This is a genomic window from Salinadaptatus halalkaliphilus, assembly GCF_006543045.1.
Lineage (GTDB): Archaea > Halobacteriota > Halobacteria > Halobacteriales > Natrialbaceae > Salinadaptatus > Salinadaptatus halalkaliphilus.
Genome location: NZ_RBZW01000058.1, coordinates 250447 through 269854, shown reverse-complemented (window position 1 = coordinate 269854; position 19408 = coordinate 250447). Strand labels below are relative to the sequence as shown.

Genomic DNA, 19408 nt, shown 5'->3' with positions numbered 1-19408 from the left:
CCGACGGCCGCAACCGTAGACAGCCGACCGAACCTTTCCGGAAACCACATTTCTAAGATCGCTGGCCTGTTTGCTCTATTCGATTCGGACATGGCCGACGATCCGGACGAGACCGGCGTTCTCTCACAGATCCCCTGGCAATCTGGGCCGCTGTATATCATCCTCTCGAGTTCGCTGATCGGCGTCATGGGTGTCTCGCTCATCAGCCCGCTGCTCCCGGAGCTTCGACCGGTCTTCGACGTCTCAGATGCACAGGTTGGCCTCCTGATTACGGTGTACTCGGCACCCGGTATTATCATCACGCCGTTTATCGGCTACGCGGCCGACCGACTCGGTCGCAAGCGGGTCCTCGTCCCCTTGCTCGTCACGTACGGCGTTGCGGGTGCGGGCATCGCATTTACGACGCACTTCGGCGTCGCGCTGGGGCTGCGATTTCTGCAGGGTATCGGGGCGACCGCCCTCGTCATGCTCTCGGTCACGCTGATCGGCGACCTCTACGAGGGACCGAGACAGGATGCGTTGATCGGCATCAACGCGAGTATGATCGGGATCGGCGCCGCGTTTTTCCCACTGATAGGCGGTGTACTGGCGATCGTCCGCTGGAGCGTCCCATTTCTGTTTTTCAGCGTCTCTATTCTCGTCGGCGTCGCCGGAACGGTCCTGCTAGAGTCGACGACGCCGACAGAGACCCAGTTTCGAAACTACGTGGGTCGGATCACCGCCGTCGTCCGATTGCCACAGGCGCTCGCGCTCTTCGCAGCGATGTTTTTCGTGTTTTTCATCCACTTCGGCGCGGTGATCACCGCGTTGCCGCTCCTGCTGAGCGACGAGTTCGGGTTGACGGTCGCCCAGATCGGGCTGATCCTGCCGATGGTGTCGCTGGCCAACGCGACGACCTCGTCGCTGTATGGCCGCTTCTCGACGTGGCTGGCGGCGCCGAAACTTATCTCGCTTGGCTTTGTCGCCTTCGGCCTCGGGTTACTCGTGGTCTGGCTCGCCCCGCATCCAGTCGTGATCGGTGCCGGCCTGCTCGTCTTCGGGGTCGGATTCGGGCTCACACTTCCGGCGATCGACCGGACGATCATCGCGCTCGTCTCGGCGGAGCTTCGCGCCGGTGTGATGGGCGTCCGGACCAGTATGCTCCGCTTCGGCCAGACGATCGGCCCGATCGGATTTACGTTCACCGCCGAACGCTTCTTCGAAAGCACGGTCGTCGGCTACCAACTGCTGATCCTGTTCGTCGGCATCGCGACGATCGGCGGCGGCAGCTGTTTCGCCGTCTACTTCTACGTCAGTTCGACGGCCGGCTGAGGCTCCCCACACTACTGTACGCTGCAAATCGTTCGTCTATCGGTGACGGTCCGATCAGCGAGACAAACCGTCGATACTTAGGTATCGTCACACGTACGGGACGCACATGGCCACCGCCGAGGACGTCGATGACCCCGACGACGGGCCCGACGATACCCCCGTCGAGGATGATACAGCGCCCGGTAGCGACCGCCAGACGACCACGAGCGGGGACGATCGGCAATCAACGCCGGACGACACCGATCGCCACCCACCGGATGAAGCGACACGATCCCCGACAGACGAGCAGGACCGGACGACCACACGCGACAGCCGACAGCACGAAACGACAACGAGCGAAGACGATCGCTACACGCGCAAACAAACAGTGCTCATCACCGGCTGTTCGTCCGGGATCGGCCGAGCGACCGCCGAGTTGTTCCTCGAGAACGACTGGCTCGTCGTCGCTACGGCGCGCAATCCCGACGACATCGCCGATCTCGCCGAAGCAGGCTGCGAGACGCTCGCGCTCGACGTCACCGATCCCGACCAGGTCGCACGAGCCGTCGAGGAGACCGTCGAGATCGGCGGTGCGATCGACTGTCTGGTCAACAACGCCGGTTACGCCCAAATGGGGCCGATAGAGGACATCTCGACGGCGGACCTTCACCGACAGTTCGATGTCAACGTCTACGGTCCGCATCGGCTCATTCACGCGGCACTGCCGCACATGCGCGCCCAGGGCGACGGCTGCATCGTCAACGTCTCGACGGTCGCCGGCCGCATCGCACTGCCCGCCATGGGCGCCTACTCGGGTTCGAAACACGCTCTCGAGGCGATGAGTGACTCACTGCGGGCCGAAGTCGACGAGTTCGGTATCGACGTGGTCGTGATCGAACCCGGACCGGTAGAGAGCAACTTTACCGACCGCGTCCAGGAAGAGCTACCCGAGTCGGATCGAACGCCGGCCTACGAGACGCTGTACGAAGTCGTCGACGACATGCAACTGCTCGGCGGCGGACAAGGCGGTCCGTTCGCCTCGACCCCCGAAGACGTTGCGACGGCTATCCTCGAGTCCGCCACTACACCCGAACCGCCGGCCCGGTATCCGGTCGGCCCGCTCGCCCAGTTCGGCGTCTACGCTCGCTTTCTCCCCGACCGCCTGCGCGATATCGCCTACGGATTCGTTCGGCGACTCGTCTGAGACGGACCGCTCTACAGCAGTCAATCACGGCCCCTCTCACGCTCGAGAGGTTCTCGGATGCCGTGCGACGTGGCTGTTCGGTATCGTCGCGAAGAATGTTGCGAGGGAAGATCACTGCCGCAGGATCTTCCGCATCACGTTCGACACGTATCGTGCCGAACTGCAATGCGAGGGGAGGGGATCGAACCCACGAACTCCTACGAGAGCGGATCTTGAGTCCGCCGCCGTTGACCGCTTGGCTACCCTCGCACGCACGTCGTCTTTATCTACGGGCGAGTGACCCGTACGCTATCTTGCTGGCGAATATATATACCACCTACGGTATCGGTTAGCCCCATTCCAACCCGTCCCCACAACGGCCCGGTAGAAGTCTACGCATCAATGCGCAGATTTGCACACTCGTGTCGAGATGCCGACTGGTCGTGAAACGAGTTCTCACACAACGTTTATTGATTCCCCTCTCGTCCTCTGGTGTATGTACGCTGTGAGTTCCAGCGCATCCCGAATCGGTGGCCAGACGAGCGACGACGCCGCCTCCAATTTTACATTCGGGAAATTTAATACAAAACTCACAGCACGAGGCCGCACTCGGGCGAGCTGGATGGCAACTGACGCCGCTTGCCACGCCAGACGGCATCATCCGCCCCAGTACCCATCGGCCCCGGGTCATGGCCATCGCCCCTGAGCGATGAGTACGTCCCAACATCCGGTCGCACTCCGCCTCGAGAACCTCGTGGGGGGTGACGCACGATTACTCGCGCTAGTGATGATGCTGCCGTTGATCGACGGGGTCTTCCCGGCGTTGATCCTTGCGGGCGCACTCGACGATCCGCTCGGTGCCGTCCAGATCGGTTTGCTGATCTTCGGCGGCAGCGCGACCGTCGCCGTCATCCTCGCGGAGATGACCGGCACGCCACGCGAACAGGCCGCGATCGTCCTGCTCGTCGGGATCCCGCTAATCTTGTTGGCTGCCGTCCAGGCCGCCCTCGCGCCTGCGATCGGCAGCGTCCTCGACGACACCATCATCACCCGCTTTGCGGCGCTGGTCATCCTCGCCATCGCGGCCAAGACCGCGAGCGCGACCATCGGCGAGTATCTTCCGAGTCCGGCGCTCATTATCGCACTCGGACTCGTCGCGAGTATCGACCTCAACGGCGCGTCGTTCACGCTCATGGACGATCCCGCGCTCGTTGCCAACGCCGTACTCGCCGCGTCGATCGGTGTCGGGTTCGCTCTCGGAATCGCGCTTGGTGGCCCCTACCTCCGCCAATACATGGACATCGACCGCTTCCGGTTCGGTAGCGCCGTCGCGCTCGGCTTGCTCCCTCTTTCCCTGTTGGGGATGGCCTTCGGACAGGCCCCGCTCGCAGCACTCGTCGTCGCCGCAATCTTTGCGGTCGACATCCCCCTCGGGCGGGACTCGAGCGAAGACGACGCAGCCGAGGTAAGCCCAGACGACGCGTCCTTCAGCATCCGTGAACTCGGCTCGCTCACCGACCGTGGCGACGCAGAACAGAGCATCTTCGGCGGCTGGGTTGCCTCCCGTCCCGAAGAGGAGCCCGACCTCGAGGACGGGCCATCCGCCCGCAGCGAGGAGACGCCCGACGCCGACGAACGCGCCCCGTGGCTGTAACCCGAATCGAAACCACTTTAGGCAGGATGCCCCAACTGCTTCTCGCGGGGTCGTGGCCAAGTCAGGGATGGCGACTGACTCCAGAGGCTACGCGCCCGGGACGACACTCCAGCTGATATACTGATCGGACACCTGATCAGTGTCCGTGTGATGACCCTCTGGAGTTCCGAGGCGCACCGGAGATATCAGTCGATCGGGGGTTCAAATCCCTCCGACCCCATTCGGAATAAAAAACGGGGAGCGGTTGCTCTCGGATTTTCGACGCACTTCTCGTAGGGTGTGGTCAACAAGCAAATCTGTGGTACCCACGTCAGCGAACGGCTCGGTCGTATCTTCGGTGACGACCGCAGCGGGCCCTCTCGGCGAGGTGACTGGGAGAGGTATCGATAATACACCACTGCGTTGTTGTTACATTGTGTTCTGTTACCCCATAGCAAATTTTTTCTCTCCCGTTCGAATCCACAGCAGTATGGCGGATGATGCGACAGATTACCGTGACATCGGCTGGGTCGACGAGCCACTCGAGGTCACCGACGAGACGTATTACATCTCACAGTTCAGTGCCGTTACTGTGTTCGAGACTGCCGAGGGCCTCGTATTGATCGACGCTGGATTGGACGAACTCGGACCGAAGCTAAACGACGCGCTTCGCGAATTCACCGACGAACCGGTTCACACGGCCGTCTTCACGCACGGCCACGCCGACCACGTCCACGGGTTACGACACTTTCTTACGGACGAGCAGGAGTCGCCGCGAATAATCGCACACGAAGCGATGCCCAAGCGCTGGGCACGATACGAACGAACGGCCGAACACAACGACGCGCTCAATGCACGACAGTTCGGCGGAGCAGTGTCGGCGGCGGACGACTGGTACGAGGAGGAGTCGAACTTTCGGACGCCCGACCTGACGCCAACCGTACTTTATGACGACGAACTCACCATCGAGGTGGGCGACACGGCGTTCGAGATCCACCACGGACGCGGCGAGACGGACGATCATAGCTGGGTTTACTGTCCCGACCGCGACGTCGTCTGTACTGGCGACTTCTTCATCTCGATGGCACCGAATGCCGGCAATCCGCAGAAAGTCCAGCGCTATCCCGAGGCGTGGGCGACAGCACTTCGGGAGATCGCCGCCCTCGAGCCGCGACACCTCTGTCCGGGTCACGGCAGTGCGGTCGTCGACGACCCGGCGGGGATCCGGACTCGACTCGAGGAGACGGCCGCATACCTCGAGTCGATCGTCGAACAGACGCTCGAGGCGCTCAACAACGGCTCGCCGCCCCACGTCGACATCGCACACGCCGTCGACCCGCCTGACACGGAGTCGCCGTGGCTCGACGAAATCTATGACGAGAGCGAATTCATTGTCCGGAATCTGCTCAGATTATACGGTGGATGGTGGACGGGGCGCCCGTCCGAGTTGAAACCGGCGCCACGGCAGGACGTGGCCAAAGAGATGGCGGCGTTGGCCGGCGGGCCGACGGAACTGATCGACCGTGCGGAATCGTTGTGGGCCGACGATCAGCACCGGGTGGCCACACACTTGGTAGATTACGCCGTCGAGGTAGCCCCGGAGGACGAACGCATCCAGGAGCGCGCAGCCGACCTGTACGACGCGCGTGCAGAGCGCGAGGACAGCCTCATGGCGGCGAATCTGTACCGATCTGCAGCGGCGTATGCCGACGCGGGGCGTCCCTTCCGGTAGTCCAACGCCGTGTGCGATCCGACACCCACGCACACCGACGCGATCCGATCAGGAAAACGCCGGGATCACGTCGCGGCTGTAGCGCTCGAGTTGCTCGACGCGGTCCTCGAACGGACCGACCGGCGACAGGACGAATTTGGTGCAGCCGGCGTCGACATATCGCTGGATCGTCTCGACGCAGTCTGCCGGGGTGCCGAATGCCGAACACGTCTCGAACGACTCGAGCGACAGCTCGAACGCGTGACGGTCGAAGTAGCGGTCACGGATCGTTCGAGCGCGCTTTGGATCCTCGTCGACGTGCGAGAGCAAGATCACGCCGGCCTCGTCGCGTTCGACCGTTCGGCCGACATCGTCGCAGTAGCTCATCAATCGCTCGAGTTTCGCGTCGAACGCTTCGGGAGACAGCAGCGCCGGGAACCAGCCATCGCCGTATCTCGCGACCCGCCGGAGGGCCGCGTTGCTGTTCCCGCCGAGCCAGATATCGAGCGGTCCCTGGGCGGGCTTTGGGGTGACGGTTACGCCCTCGAGTTGGTGGTGGTCGCCGTCGTAGTCGACGTCGTCCTCGGTCCAGAGTCGCCGCATGATTTCGATCGCCTCCCGGAGTCGGTCGGCTCGCTGGTCGGCTGAAACACCCATTACCTCACAGAGACGGGGATCGGCTCCCAGCCCGACGCCCACGATAACTCGGCCGCGGCCGCCCGTGAGGTGGTCCAGATTCGCGTAGGTGTTGGCAACCGTGACCGGATTTCGCGCTGGTAGCGTCATGACGCTCGGCCCCATCTTGATGTCCTGGGTTCGGGCGGCGATGACGGACATGAGCACGGTCGGATCTAGTGCCGGACGCTGTGAAATCGCGTGATCGGGCATCCAGATCGAATCGATGCCCAGTTCGTCGGCTCGCTCGACGTATCGGAACAGGGCCGCCGGTTCGGGCTCTCCGTCCCGAAAGTTCCCCAGTCCGACACCGATAGCGACATCGCCCATAGTACGTCCAGTACAGTTCGCGAATCGTGATAAACGTTAGCTTGGCGTCGACGCCGCTACGGCTCGATATCTCGGACGGAGATTCGATACACCGGCGGGCCGATACACGGCAGGTCGATCCGCGAAACGGACGGTCCTGGGATCAAACCGGTGATGACGGACACCGATCCGTCTCATACGGTTTGCTGTCCGTCAGTTCCGGCCCAGCCGCGACCCGGGCGGCGGCTGGGCGGGACATCGGTACAGGAATCCGTATCAGTCGTCGGCAGGAGCGACCGACTCGAGTGCGGCGTCCGGAACGGTTCCGTCGGCGTTCCACGCGCGGGCGTCGTAGTACTCGTCGATAGCGTCCTCGAGATCGGGAATCTCGTAGGGGAGCGTGTCGTCCTCGCGGTCGAAGCCGCGCTGGTTGTTGAAGTGACGTTCGCGCTCGACCGTCCGGCCGCCGATCGCCAGCAGCTCGTCGATGTCGGCGTCGAACAGCGTCTCGAGGCGCTCGTCGGTGGCGTAGTCGCTGCCGAAGACACAGACGATCCCGGTGTCGAGGAAGGTGTTGTGGTTTTCCTGCTCGACGAGGGTGTCGGCTTTGCCGAGGGTGCCCTGGGGATCGAGTTCGCCGCTGTACTCGAGGCTCAGCATGCTCGCGTAGAGGTGGTCGGCGCCGCGGTTCGCGACGGCGTAGGACAGTCCCTGGCCGTGGAGCGTTCGGCCGTCGTGGGCGGCGAACTCCATGCCCTTGACCGTGTAGTTCGGGACGCCGAGTTCGTCGTGACAACGGTCGACGCCTTCCGCGAGCGTGTCGCCGACGCCGTCTCGGTAGGCGATTTTCTCGGTGATCTCCTGGGCTAACTCGGCGTTGCCGAACTCGTCGACGCTGTCGAGGTAGGCCGCGACGGTGACGCCGGCCGAGATGGTGTCCATCCCCAGCGTGTCACAGCGTTCGTTGCCGTGCATTACGTCGACGATGTCGTCGACACCCTGCATTGCGCCGAAGGAGTAAATCGTCTCGAACTCCGGTCCTTCGGTCTCGAGGCCGGTTTCCTCGTCCCGGGTGGGGAGTTTGCAGGCGTAGGCACACGCCGAACAGGCGCCTTTTTTGTACTTCTTCTCTTCGACGGCGTTACCGCCGATGTCGGCGACGCTTTCGAACTCGTAGTCTCGGAAGTACCGCGTCGGCAGGGAGAACGCCTCGTTGATGAACTCCGTGCCGCCGGCGGTGCCCTGGCTCCGCATCCGGTCGTCCGACGTCGCTGCCTCCCGGTGGATCTCCGACTCCGGCGGGTCCGGTATCTCGACCTCGACAGCCGGTGTGGCATCGCCCTCGAAGGTGACGCACTTGACGTTTTTCGAGCCGAGGACGGCGCCCAATCCGCCGCGGCCGAACGCTCGTGAGTCGAAGGTCATCACCGAGGCGAACCGAACCAGGTTCTCGCCGGCCGGTCCGATCGCGATGCAGTGTTCGGGGCCGAGATCGTGGTGCTCGGTCATATACGCCGAGGTTTCCGGTACCGTCGCCTCCTCGAGTTCGGGGACCGTTTCGAAGGAAACGCCCTCGTCGCTGACGTGGACCGCGAGCAGTTCGTCGCTCTCGCCGACGACCTCGAGGACGCTGATGCCGGCCCCGGCGAAGTTTCGCGAAAGATAGCCCCCGGCGTTGGCAGAGACCAGTCCGTCGGTTAGCGGCGAGAGTCCAGTCATGTTCATCCGTCCGGTAAAGGACATCTGGGACTGCTGGAGCGGTCCCGTCGAGAGATAGGCTCTGTTCTCGGGCCCGAACGGGTCGGCGTCGAACGGAATGCGGTCGTGAGCCAGTGCGGTTGCGACGGCTCGTCCGCCGACCTCGCGCTCGAGCAGGTCGTCGATTGCGGTTTCGGTTGCCGTGCGCTCACCGACGTCGACGGTGAGCATCGGTCCGACAGCGTGGAGCATAGTCGTCTACGCCGTTACACGTGACACCCCTTAGCTTTGTGTATGTGTCGCGTACCACATGCCGTTCTCGGAACGAGGACGATCTCCGGACGGCAATCGGTGTCGCCCGCAAATCCTTTTGGCCACAGCGACCCTACGTCGAATCATGTACGTGCGGGACGCGAAAAACAGAGAGGAGGTTTGGCTGCTCGATCACATCGAGGCGATGGGTTTGGACGAGACGGCGTTTCGCTCGCGCGATTACGTCGTCGCCGTCGACGAGCACTCCGGTGAGAAAGGCGGGTTCGGCCGCATCCGCGTCCACAGAGGCGAGGAGGACGACGATGTCTGCGAGCTGACGAGCATCGGCGTTCTTGAGGAGTGGCGCGAGCAGGGTATCGGTGCTCACGTCGTCGAACGGCTCGTCGAGTACGCCGGTGACGAGGGGTTCGACACTGTCTATGCCCTGACCGGCAACGGGGCCTACCTCGCCCAGTTTGGCTTCGATCGCATCGACAAGTCGCGCCTGCCGCCCCAACTTCAGGGTCGGCTGACGGACAAGCGCGAGGGTGTCGATCCCGAGGCGGTGCCGTACGCGATCGACGTCGCTTCCTTCGAGATGCCCGACCGTCGGCGAGAGGCGTTCAAGCGCGCACCCGATGGCCGAGACGAGGTATCGACGGCGGAATCCGCTGAGGATTTCGGAATCGACTCCGATTCGGCCACCTACAAGTACGATACGGGTCGGTAAAACTCGCGATATCCTCGAGCAGCGCCGGCCCGCGCGATCGGGACACGATCGTCCGAAAACGACCTCATCGTTCCTAGTTGTTTATTTCTCCTACACTTTTGTGTGTTGGATCAAAATTCGTGACCGATGCGAGCAGCTGTCGTCGAGGAACATGGGGAACCGCTAGCCGTCAAAGACGTCGAGTATCCGGAGCCACAGCCCGATCAGGTCATCGTCGAGACCGAGGCCTGTGGTATCTGTCGCAGCGACTGGCACGCCTGGCAGGGCGACTGGAGCTGGATCGGGGCATCAGTTCCGGAGGGCCAAATCCTCGGCCACGAACCTGCAGGCATCGTTTCTGCGGTCGGCGAGGATGTCGAAACGCTCGAGGAAGGCGACCGCGTCGCGGTGCCGTTTCACCTCGGCGACGGCACCTGTTCACACTGTCAGGAGGGGCGGGCGAACAACTGCGAGACGGTCGTTCCGCTCGGGCTCTCGAGTGTCGCCCCCGGTGCGTTCGCCGAGGCCTTCCCGGTTCGGGAAGCCGACTTCAACTGCGTCAAACTGCCGGACGATGTCGGCTTCGCCGAGATGGCCGGCCTGGGCTGTCGGTTCATGACGGCCTATCACGCGCTAGCAGACCGTGCGAACCTCCGGCCGGGCGACTGGGTCGCCGTCCACGGCTGTGGCGGCGTGGGACTCTCGGCGATCCACATCGCGAACGCCCTGGGTGCCCATCCGGTCGCCGTCGATGTCCTCGAGGACAAACTCGAGCGAGCGGTCGAACTCGGCGCTCGCGAGACGGTCAACGTCTCCGAGGCGGACAACGTCGGACAGGAGGTCAAAGCGCTCACCGGCGGCGGCGCCGACGTTTCCATCGATGCGCTTGGCATTGCCGAAACATGTCAAAATTCCATTAACAGTCTCGGGACCCGTGGCAGCCACGTCCAGGTCGGACTGACGACCGGCGAGGAGCAGGGCCAGATCGACCTGCCGGTCGACGTGATGACGATGCAGGAAATCGACTTCCACGGCTCCTTCGGCATGCCCCTAGTGCGCTATCAGGAACTGTTCGACCTGATTGCCCAGGGCACCCTCGAGCCCGACAAGATCATCGGCGAGACGCTGTCGCTCGAGGCGGCACCGAACACGCTGGCCTCGATGGACGACTACGAGACGGTCGGCATTCCCGTCATTACCGAGTTCTAACGCCGGCCGGGAGTCGACCCCGTCGTATGCCGGTTAGAACTAGTCCCCTGTCCGGCGAACGCTCTTCAGCGACCGCTGTCCGACAGTATCAGTATCGGGGTCTCAGCGGTATCGGCGATAGCAGTCGGGTGGGTACGAATCCAGGACGGGGGCGGGAGCCCGTCCCAGCGTGAGAGACATGAGCTAACTCGAGTGGGGGCGAGTCCACGTCGAGCGATCCGGGTACGACCGCACGAAATCGACCGGTTGGCACGATATTGCCTGGGGCCGAACACGCACCCGACACGGGGTCACACCCCGCAGACGGATCGATTTCACCCTCGCCCTTTGTTATGCAGGCAAATGATCGGCCGTAACCACTCCACAGCGTACGCAGAGCTGGACTACGCTGTCAACTGCGTCCGTTCGGGGCACTCACTCGAGATCGTAGGTCCGGGCTACCGAATCCGTCGTGTCGGCACGCGGGCGTCGGCGGACTCGAGGCTCGGTCAGAAATCGGTGCCCAACGATAGCTGCGTGTCGGTAGCTAGTGATTACTCTAGACAGCCACCCGCTGTACGCTCGTCACAACGTCACATATGCCACTGTCGCACGATGGCCGATTGCTCTCACCGGGATAGTTGCCGAAACGTCAGTAATACCGCCGTAGAGGCCGCCCACTTTCGGTTACAAGCCAGATAACTACAACCCATGGCCCCTCACCCATCGGATATGATCACCTGCACTAACTGCGAAACCCCTCAGTTCCTGCAGATCACCCAGAGCCGCATCTACTTCGAGGACGGTGAGATGATCAACGAGATTACGGAAAGCTACGAGTGTACGCTCTGTGGCGCAACCGGACAGTACAGCTACGACGACGACCACGACGAGGAGACGGTCTCCGGGGGGGTGTCCCTCACCAAAGAACGCCCGAAGTTCGCCTGACCAGCCGCCCCCACAGGGGGCGACGGACGACCGGGTATACGCGCTGAGCGTTCTCAACCGCCGTACACAGACGGAACCAGTCGAACGACGGTCGCTGCGTCTATCTCCGTCTCGAGCCCGTCGATGTGAGTAACGTTTCGTTCGTCCGCGGTGACGACCGTATCGCCGACTAGCCCCGTCTCGTCTTCGTCGAGCAGTTCCCCCTCGAGGGCCGGATAGGCGTCCTCGAGTTCGCGGAGTAGTTCGCCGACGGTTTCGGCGTCGGTCTCGTGGTGAATCGTCTTTCGACCGACGGCATCCCGGAACGGCCCGAAGAACGCACACTCGACGTTCATGCCACCCTGTTCGACGGAATCGCTCTTGTAGCCGACGGTTTACTCGGCCGGCGACGATCGCGACCAGGTCGATCACGTCGCGGTCGTCCTCAAAGACCCGCGCTCGAGGGACCGACGAATACTCGTGTGGGGACTGGGAAGGGTACCTATGAGCGGACTCGACGTCGAGCCGGCCGACGAGGGTGAGAAGACGGCAAGCGACAACACGATCGAGGTGACACCGACCGACTCCGTCGACGACGAGCGCGAGACGATCGCCGTGTCGCCGTCAGAGGAGCCACTCGAGGGGCCCGAATACGTCCTCTACGGCGGCAAGGGTGGGGTCGGCAAGACCACGATGGCAGCGGCGACGGCGCTGGATAGCGCTCGCGGCGGGACCCGAACGCTCGTCGTCTCGACGGATCCGGCCCACTCGCTGTCGGATACGTTCGAGACCGACATCCCCGCCGAGCCCGCCCAGATCCGAGACGAGATACCGCTGTACGCAGTCGAGATCGATCCCGAGGTGGCTATCGAGAGTGGGCAGGCAGCCCTCGTTGGCGGCGACGGTGGCGCACCCGGGGGACTCGGTGGCCTGGGTGAGATGCTCGGCGAAGAGAATCCGATGGACGCCATCTTCGGCGGTTCGATGCCCGGCGCTGACGAGGCCGCAGCGATGCAACTCCTACTCGAGTATCTCGACGATCCGCGGTTCGATCGCGTCGTCGTCGATACCGCCCCGACGGGCCACACGCTTCGGTTGCTCCAGTTGCCCGAAATCATGGACACGATGACGGGACGGATCCTCCAGTTCCGCCAGCGTATCGGCGGCATGTTCGAAAACATGAAAGGGATGTTCGGCGGCGAGGAACCCCCCGAGCCCGAGGCCGGCGATCTCGAGGATCTCGAGGAACTTCGCGACCGGATCGAGCGATTGCGCAGGGCCCTCCGTGATCCCGCGCGAACCGACTTCCGGATCGTCCTGATCCCCGAGGAGATGAGCGTCTTCGAGTCCAAACGACTCCGCCAGCAGCTCCGGGAGTTCGAGATTCCGGTCGGCACCGTCGTCGTCAACCGCGTTATGGAACCGCTCTCGGATGTCACCGACGACGTCGAGGGTACGTTCCTCGAGCCGAACCTCGACGACTGCGAGTTCTGCCAGCGCCGCTGGGATGTCCAGCAGTCGGCCCTACGGGAAGCCCAGGAGCTATTCCGTCACAACGAGGTCCGACGCGTGCCGCTGTTCGCCGACGAAGTTCGCGGCGAGGGCATGCTCGAGGTCGTCGCGGCCTGTCTTCGGTGACCGATCATCAGTAAGTGACACGTTATCGACGCTCGGTCGACCCCATTCTCAGTAGCTGGGAACGAAAAACGCCGTTGATACGTCGTTCGAGTGAACGCCTGCTCGAGGCAATGTCAGACGGTGTGTCCGGTGACCAGAGCGGTACTGATGCGATGCTCGAGATGCTTCAGGAGGTCGGCCCGATCACGATTCCCGAACTAGCCGGCATCGTCGACCGGCATCCGGCGACGGTCGAACGTCGCTGTCACGTTCTCCAGCGCCAGGGGCGCATTCGCCAGTGTACCGGTGGCGTCGTGACGGTTATCGACGAAACTCGCCAGCGGCCGACTGTCGACGATTGACTGTCTCGGGGCGGACAGTCCCTCCAGTGGTGGCGAAAACCGCACCAGTCGGTCGCCGGACGCCGCCATTATCACGACCGCGGTCCAAGCATCCGTATGGACATAGGGCTCACGGTCGGCGACTCGCTCGAGCGCACGGCAGAGACCGTCGACGGTTTCGACCTGGCGGAGTTTTCGATCGGCGAGACGACCGATCCGGGTGATATCGACACCGAGCGGCTCGAGGCGATTCTCGCGGACGCCGACGCCGACTGCTGTGTCCATCTCCCATTCAAGCAAGACGTCGTCACGTCGGTTCCGGAGATCAACGACGCGATCTGTACCTATCTCGCCCGCCTCCTCGAGTGGGCGGGTGACATCGACGCTCGGAAGGCGGTTCTCCACGGAACGGCCCGGAACCCACACGATACGGCGTTGCGGCCGCTATTCGTCGAGCAGCTCGAGGCACTCGACGAAGCCGCCGCCGATAACGGGATCGAACTGGTCGTCGAGAACGTCGGCCACCAGAAACGGGGGTTTCCGCTCTCGGTACTGGGCGAGCTCGCGAGCGACGCGGGGACGGCGATCTGTTTCGACGTCGGACACGCCTACATGGAACGGGGCAACGACGGTATCGACAGCTTTTGCTCGCAGTACGGAGAGCTGATCTCGCACCTGCACGTCCACGACGCGCGGAGCCGCGGTGACACGCACATTCCGATCGGCGCCGGCGAAATCGACTACGGCGTTCTCGAGAGTCACCTCGCCGGATTCGACGGCACCGTCGCGATCGAGGTGTTCACCGACGATATCGCCTTGTTGCGTGACACTGCAGAGCGCATCCGAACCGTCCTCGACGGCGATTCCTGATGCCAAGGGCTTTCCCGCAGGCCGCGCCTAACCGTCGGTTCGAGTCGACTCGAGTGGCTGGCGATCGAGATTCTCGAGGCGGTGTCGCACCATACTATCGGTAAATTGATTACTTTCGTGGTCGCCGTGGTTACTATGGATTCTCGGACGGTGAGCGGGTACGTCCTGCTGGCTGTGACGTTGCTCGCGCTCGCGGTGGTCTATCTCGGTCTCGTGCCACGAACCATCGAGGCGGGTACGCCCTCGCGTGCCGTCCGCTATCTCGTCGCCGGCTGGGTACCCTACACCCTCTGTTTCTATCTGCTCGGCCGGCTCTTCTCGTCGCCGGCAGCCATTCCGAGCATGCGGTCTGCGGATGTCGGCCTGGGGCTCTTTCTCGTCTCGCTGTTGCTCAGCCTCGGGCTCGAGGCGTGGGGTTTCTCACCGGAGGTCGTGCCGGAGGCACACCTGCTGCAGGCGCTTGGGATTTTCGTCGGCCTCGCGTTGCTTGGTTGGGGGCTCGGGCGGCGATCGCACGCACTCGCCGATCCCCCGACCTAATCCGAGGACTCGCTCGAGCCGGCGGTCTCGTCGCGTCCAACCACGAGCACGTCCAGGTCGCTGTGGCGCGACACGCCGTCGGTGACGCTGCCTAACATCATCCGACTGATCCCGCCGCGGCCTCGCGTCCCCATGACGATGACGTCGGCGTCGATCTCGTCCGCATAGCCGAGGATCTCCCGGACGGGGACGCCGTCTCGCAGGTCGGTCGTCACCGCGACATCGTGCTCGCGACCGCGATCCGCGATTCGATCGACGTACTCGGTCGCACGCTCGGTAAATACCTCCTCGGCGCTGGCGGTATCGCCGGGGAGGCCGATCGATCCCAGCGGACCGGATTCGATGACACAGAGGGCGTAAACGTCGGCTTCGAGGTCGCTCGCGAGCTCGAGTGCCCTGTCGGCTGCCGCGTCCGCGTGGGTGCTGCCGTCCGTCGGGACGAGGATTCGGTCGTACATACCGGCGCCACGTCACGAACCCGCATAAAGACGGGGCATCCCCGCCGGACACACACTCGCGTTATCGGTTGGTATCCGCGTCTTCGGTTCGGACGCCGACCATCCATCGCCACCGTTGGGAGAGCAGCCCTTCGATGTCGGCGAGGAGCGCAGTCGCGTTCTCGATACGGGTTTGTGCGTCCAGCCGCGGATAGAGCCGGGCCGCCATCGCGGGAACCGCGTGAAACAGCCGTAGATTTCGGGGTGTTGTATCGAACGTCCAGATTCCGGTCCTGAGATCGAACGCATCGCCAAGCGCCGCTTCGACCTCGTCGGTGGCAGATGGGGACCTGGATCTTCGCTCGAGACCGTCGAAGACGTCGGTTCCGTCGGGCCTGCTCCATCCCAGCGGGGCGACCGCGCCGACCGTTCCGCCGGTCCGAATCACGCGAGCGGCCTCGGCGACGGCTCGCTCCGGCGTCGGCGTCAGAAACAGTGACGCGGTAAACGCCACGGCATCGAACGAGGCCGGGGCAAACGGTAGATGGTCGAAGTCGGCCTGGACGCGACCCGACGCCGGATTCTCGGTAAGCATCGCTCGACTGATGTCGAGCGCGACAACGCGCGCTCCTCGCTGCTCGAGCGGTCCCACGCTCGCACCGGTTCCCGATCCGGCGTCGAGCACCGTCTCGAGGGGCCGGTCGTGGCGCTTGTCCATCGCGGCCGCCAGTTTGTCGGCCAAGTCCTCGAACCGTCCGGTGCGGGCTTCGTATTCGTCGTAGGCTGTCGCGCTCGCCTCGAAATTCGCTCGGACGTGCTCTTTCATAGTGGTGAGTGGGATATTAGAGGATCGACGCGTTAGCGGGGCCGTTCGACGACGCCGAGTCGGTGCCCGAGCAGTTCCGACTCGAACAGCGCGATCCGACCGTCCGGCCACGCCGTGGGCGCTTCGAGTGGATACTGTTCGCGTGCGCGCTCGAGGTCCTCGGTCGCGAGCAGACACGAACACGGGCCGTCGGGGAACTGCTCGAGGCGGTCGGCCAGCCAGCCGTCGTCGGTGGGCGTGGCGAACGCGAGGGGCTGGCCAGGGATCGATGCGACGGTCCCGAAGCCGGGGACGGTCTCGCGAACGGGCGTCGGGATGTCGTAACAGCGACGGAAGGTATCGACGGCCGCCTCGAGGTCGTCGACGGCGACGACGACCTGTCCGACGCCCGTCAGCGGCTCGTCACTCACGCTCGGGCTCGGATCGACGCGGTAGGACAGCGGCGTCCGATCGGTGATCGCGAAGGGAAAGAGCAGTCGCTGGTCTTCGGTGCCGAACTCGGCGCGGTCCCACTCGACGAGCGTTCCGTCCTCGCGCTTGCGGGAGCCGGGAACCGGGCCGCGGATCACAACGCCGCGCTCGAGCAGTCGTTTGCACTCCGCGCGGACGTCCGGAACGCGAACGCACCACGCGGCCGGGCCGGCGTTCTCGCGGATGTGGTCGGGCCAGTAACCGTGATCGCCGTCCGTACGCCTCGCGATGAGTTCGACGTACGACTGATCCTCGAACCCCAGGACGGACATATGGGTGACGCCGTTACCGTGGACGCCGCCGTACTCCGGCGTGAGTCCGAGACGCTCGAACTCGTCGCTAATCGTCTCGAGGTCGTCGAATGCGAACGGCACGTGATCGATACGGAACGACATACCAAGGTGTGCGGACCGGCGGCTCATATAGTATCGGTCGTCGTCGAGCCCGTCGACCGAATCGGCCGACTCGTGGAGCTGCCACCGATCGAAAATTACTGCAAAGCATTAGAGAGGATGGAAAATATTAAGCGTCGGTATAGCCTAGCCGGCCCTACGATGACTGAGTACGTTTCGACCACGCCGGGGCTGTTCCCGCTTCCGGACTGGGCGAAAGACGACCTCTCGGACCTGAAGGGCCATCAGAAACACGACCTCATCAGCGGCGACGAGGACGACGCGATCACCGCTGCCTACGACGAGGCACGCGACGAAGTGGTCGGGGTGCAACAGGACGCTGGTCTCGACCGCGTCGTCGAGGGACAACTGCGCTGGGACGACATGCTCGCCCACCCACTCGCGGTCAACGATGCCGTCGCCACCGAGGGCATCGTCCGCTACTACGACAACAACAACTTCTATCGCGACCCCGTCGTCACCGACGAACTGCGCTTCTCGGGCGACGTCGCCGAGGAACTCGAGGCTGCAAGCGACCAGACCGACGGCGAGCTGCAGGCCGTCCTTCCCGGTCCGTACTCGCTGGCCGACCTCGCGACCGACGAGCACTACGGCGACGACGCCGCGTTCCTCGGCGCTATCGCGGACTACCTCGAGGGTGAACTCGAGGCGTTCCCGGCCCACGAGACCCTATTCTTGCTCGAGCCGTCGCTCGTCGAGAACGCGCCCGACGACGGCGAGGACGAGCGCGCGAGCGAGGCGATCGACGCCGTCGCGGGCGCCACCGACGCCGACGTCGTCGTCCAACCCTACTGGGGCGCACTCGAGGAGAAGGTCTACGCGCACTTGCTCGACGCCGATATCGACGCGGTTGGCTTCGATTTCGTCGCGAACCAGGAGGACAACGTCTACAACCTCCAGGAGTACGGCGCGACCGACGATGTCTCACTCGGGCTGGCCGACGGCCAGAGCACGCTCGTCGAGGATCCCGAGGCGATCCGGGACCGCGTCGAGTGGGTCTTCGAGCAGGCTCCCGTCTCGGACTTCGAGACGGTCTACCTGACGACCAACACCGAGACGTTCTACCTGCCCTACGCCAAGTTCGAGGAGAAACTCGCCGTCCTGGCCGAAGCCGCGGATCTCGCGGAGGTGAAAGCCGCATGAGCAACGAAAACAAAGATCAGTTCCGGCCCGAGAATCACGCAAACGACAACTTTCTGCTGACGACCGTCGTCGGCAGCTATCCCAAGCCGAAGTGGCTCAATCGTGCGAAGGAACTCTACGAGGACCCCGACCACGGCTTCGACGAGGACGATTATCAGGAAGCGAAAGACGACGCCGCTCGCCTGATCACCCAGGAACACGAACGCGCCGGACTCGACGTCGTCGTCGACGGCGAGATGCGACGCAACGAGATGGTCGAGTTCTTCGCCCACCGCATCGAGGGCTACGAGTTCAACGGCCCCGTCAAGGTCTGGGGCCACAACTACTTCGACAAGCCGTCGGTCGTCACGGAAGTCGAGTACGACGAAAGCTGGCTCGTCGACGAGTACGAATTCACCGCGGACGCGACCGACCGTCCCGTCAAGGTCCCGATCACGGGCCCCTACACGCTCGCGAGCTGGGCGTTCAACGAAGCCTACGAGGACGACGCCGAACTCGCCTACGCGCTGGCCGACCTCGTCAACGAGGAGATCGAGAAACTCGTCGAGGCCGGCGCGCGATACATCCAGATCGACGAACCCGCCCTCGCGACGACGCCCGACGACCACGCCATCGTCGGCGAAGCGCTCGAGCATATCGTCGACGACATCCCCGAAGAGGTCCGTATCGGGCTGCACGTCTGTTACGGCGACTACTCCCGCATTTATCCGGAGATCCTCGAGTTCCCCGTCGACGAGTTCGACCTCGAGCTGGCAAACGGCGACTACGATCAGCTCGATGTCTTCAAAGATCCCGAGTTCACCGCTGACCTCGCACTGGGGGTCACCGACGTCCACGTCGCCGAGGCCGAATCGGTCGCGCAGATCGAGGAGAATATTAAAAAGGGTCTCGAGGTTGTCCCGCCGGAACAGCTCGTCCTCTCGCCGGATTGTGGCGTGAAGCTGCTGCCTCGCGAGGTCGCCTACGGGAAGATGGCCAACATGGTCGAGGCCGCCCGGAACGTCGAGGCCGACCTCGACGAGGGCAACATCGATATCGAACGCGGTGCGCCGACGCCCGCCGACGACTGATACGGGGGACTCTCATACGGTTTACTGTACGTCGTTTCCGGTGCAATCGCGTCCCGTCCTGCGGTTGCACCGGTACACCGTTACAGGAAACCGTATCAGTCGCTT

The 19408-nt window shown here is 63.7% G+C and carries 19 protein-coding genes and 2 tRNA genes; 14 read left to right on the top strand and 7 right to left on the bottom strand.

Annotation, left to right across the window (positions count from 1 at the left end; genetic code table 11):
- Positions 1 to 90 precede the first annotated feature (90 nt).
- Entirely contained in the window at positions 91 to 1311 is a 1221-nt protein-coding gene (locus tag D8Y22_RS17815) for an MFS transporter (RefSeq protein WP_141466035.1), read from the top strand.
- A gap of 106 nt (positions 1312 to 1417) precedes the next feature.
- Complete coding sequence (locus tag D8Y22_RS17810; protein WP_141466034.1) at positions 1418 to 2494, top strand: SDR family oxidoreductase; 1077 nt, start codon at positions 1418 to 1420, stop codon at positions 2492 to 2494.
- A 166-nt stretch (positions 2495 to 2660) separates the two neighbouring features.
- Here the strand turns inward: D8Y22_RS17810 and D8Y22_RS17805 are convergent.
- A tRNA-Leu gene (locus D8Y22_RS17805) sits at positions 2661 to 2743 on the bottom strand.
- Positions 2744 to 3182: 439 nt separating this feature from the next.
- Between D8Y22_RS17805 and D8Y22_RS17800 the strand changes: the two genes are divergently transcribed.
- The 3 genes from D8Y22_RS17800 to D8Y22_RS17790 all read left to right on the top strand — a co-directional run bounded on the left by D8Y22_RS17800 (position 3183) and on the right by D8Y22_RS17790 (position 5838).
- Complete coding sequence (locus D8Y22_RS17800; RefSeq protein WP_141466033.1) at positions 3183 to 4127, top strand: DUF5794 domain-containing protein; 945 nt, start codon at positions 3183 to 3185, stop codon at positions 4125 to 4127.
- Positions 4128 to 4173: 46 nt separating this feature from the next.
- Positions 4174 to 4347: transfer RNA gene (locus D8Y22_RS17795), tRNA-Trp, on the top strand.
- 249 nt (positions 4348 to 4596) lie between these two features.
- Positions 4597 to 5838, top strand: a complete 1242-nt coding sequence (locus D8Y22_RS17790; RefSeq protein ID WP_141466032.1) for an alkyl sulfatase dimerization domain-containing protein — start codon at positions 4597 to 4599, stop codon at positions 5836 to 5838.
- 48 nt (positions 5839 to 5886) lie between these two features.
- Here D8Y22_RS17790 and D8Y22_RS17785 read toward each other — a convergent pair whose 3' ends face one another.
- A complete protein-coding gene (locus D8Y22_RS17785) occupies positions 5887 to 6822 on the bottom strand; it encodes an LLM class flavin-dependent oxidoreductase (RefSeq protein ID WP_141466031.1) in 936 nt (311 codons plus the stop codon).
- A 255-nt stretch (positions 6823 to 7077) separates the two neighbouring features.
- The gene (locus D8Y22_RS17780; protein WP_141466030.1) at positions 7078 to 8751 is read right to left on the bottom strand and encodes an aldehyde ferredoxin oxidoreductase C-terminal domain-containing protein; all 1674 of its coding nucleotides are present in this window, start codon (positions 8749 to 8751) and stop codon (positions 7078 to 7080) included.
- 145 nt (positions 8752 to 8896) lie between these two features.
- On the opposite strand from D8Y22_RS17780, the gene D8Y22_RS17775 reads away from it, so the two are divergent.
- The 3 genes from D8Y22_RS17775 to D8Y22_RS17765 all read left to right on the top strand — a co-directional run bounded on the left by D8Y22_RS17775 (position 8897) and on the right by D8Y22_RS17765 (position 11596).
- Positions 8897 to 9481: a GNAT family N-acetyltransferase gene (locus D8Y22_RS17775; protein ID WP_141466029.1), complete on the top strand. Its 585-nt coding sequence runs from the start codon at positions 8897 to 8899 to the stop codon at positions 9479 to 9481.
- Between the two features lie 126 nt (positions 9482 to 9607).
- Complete coding sequence (locus D8Y22_RS17770; RefSeq protein WP_141466028.1) at positions 9608 to 10669, top strand: zinc-dependent alcohol dehydrogenase family protein; 1062 nt, start codon at positions 9608 to 9610, stop codon at positions 10667 to 10669.
- A gap of 711 nt (positions 10670 to 11380) precedes the next feature.
- The gene (locus D8Y22_RS17765) at positions 11381 to 11596 is read left to right on the top strand and encodes a hypothetical protein (protein ID WP_141466027.1); all 216 of its coding nucleotides are present in this window, start codon (positions 11381 to 11383) and stop codon (positions 11594 to 11596) included.
- A gap of 53 nt (positions 11597 to 11649) precedes the next feature.
- Here D8Y22_RS17765 and D8Y22_RS17760 read toward each other — a convergent pair whose 3' ends face one another.
- Entirely contained in the window at positions 11650 to 11931 is a 282-nt protein-coding gene (locus tag D8Y22_RS17760; RefSeq protein ID WP_141466026.1) for a ubiquitin-like small modifier protein 1, read from the bottom strand.
- Between the two features lie 148 nt (positions 11932 to 12079).
- On the opposite strand from D8Y22_RS17760, the gene D8Y22_RS17755 reads away from it, so the two are divergent.
- From D8Y22_RS17755 to D8Y22_RS17740, 4 genes are all read left to right on the top strand, one after another.
- Positions 12080 to 13213, top strand: a complete 1134-nt coding sequence (locus tag D8Y22_RS17755; protein WP_141466025.1) for an ArsA family ATPase — start codon at positions 12080 to 12082, stop codon at positions 13211 to 13213.
- Positions 13214 to 13323: 110 nt separating this feature from the next.
- Positions 13324 to 13554 (top strand): Lrp/AsnC family transcriptional regulator, encoded by a 231-nt coding sequence (locus D8Y22_RS17750; protein ID WP_141466024.1) that lies wholly within the window; start codon positions 13324 to 13326, stop codon positions 13552 to 13554.
- 96 nt (positions 13555 to 13650) lie between these two features.
- The gene (locus tag D8Y22_RS17745) at positions 13651 to 14403 is read left to right on the top strand and encodes a sugar phosphate isomerase/epimerase family protein (RefSeq protein WP_141466023.1); all 753 of its coding nucleotides are present in this window, start codon (positions 13651 to 13653) and stop codon (positions 14401 to 14403) included.
- 135 nt (positions 14404 to 14538) lie between these two features.
- On the top strand, positions 14539 to 14943 hold the full coding sequence (locus D8Y22_RS17740) for a hypothetical protein (RefSeq protein ID WP_141466022.1): 405 nt from the start codon (positions 14539 to 14541) through the stop codon (positions 14941 to 14943).
- Here D8Y22_RS17740 and D8Y22_RS17735 read toward each other — a convergent pair.
- The 3 genes from D8Y22_RS17735 to D8Y22_RS17725 all read right to left on the bottom strand — a co-directional run bounded on the left by D8Y22_RS17735 (position 14940) and on the right by D8Y22_RS17725 (position 17072).
- The gene (locus tag D8Y22_RS17735) at positions 14940 to 15401 is read right to left on the bottom strand and encodes a universal stress protein (RefSeq protein ID WP_141466021.1); all 462 of its coding nucleotides are present in this window, start codon (positions 15399 to 15401) and stop codon (positions 14940 to 14942) included. The genes D8Y22_RS17740 and D8Y22_RS17735 overlap by 4 nt on opposite strands.
- A gap of 61 nt (positions 15402 to 15462) precedes the next feature.
- The gene (locus tag D8Y22_RS17730) at positions 15463 to 16206 is read right to left on the bottom strand and encodes a class I SAM-dependent methyltransferase (protein WP_141466020.1); all 744 of its coding nucleotides are present in this window, start codon (positions 16204 to 16206) and stop codon (positions 15463 to 15465) included.
- A gap of 32 nt (positions 16207 to 16238) precedes the next feature.
- Positions 16239 to 17072 (bottom strand): VOC family protein, encoded by an 834-nt coding sequence (locus tag D8Y22_RS17725; RefSeq protein WP_141466019.1) that lies wholly within the window; start codon positions 17070 to 17072, stop codon positions 16239 to 16241.
- A 159-nt stretch (positions 17073 to 17231) separates the two neighbouring features.
- Here D8Y22_RS17725 and D8Y22_RS17720 point away from each other — a divergent pair, with 159 nt between their 5' ends.
- Together D8Y22_RS17720 and D8Y22_RS17715 are read left to right on the top strand one after the other, a co-directional pair.
- Positions 17232 to 18233, top strand: a complete 1002-nt coding sequence (locus D8Y22_RS17720; RefSeq protein WP_141466018.1) for a 5-methyltetrahydropteroyltriglutamate--homocysteine methyltransferase — start codon at positions 17232 to 17234, stop codon at positions 18231 to 18233.
- The gene (locus tag D8Y22_RS17715) at positions 18230 to 19303 is read left to right on the top strand and encodes a methionine synthase (RefSeq protein WP_141466017.1); all 1074 of its coding nucleotides are present in this window, start codon (positions 18230 to 18232) and stop codon (positions 19301 to 19303) included. The genes D8Y22_RS17720 and D8Y22_RS17715 overlap by 4 nt, the downstream gene beginning before the upstream one ends.
- The last annotated feature ends 105 nt before the right edge of the window (positions 19304 to 19408 follow it).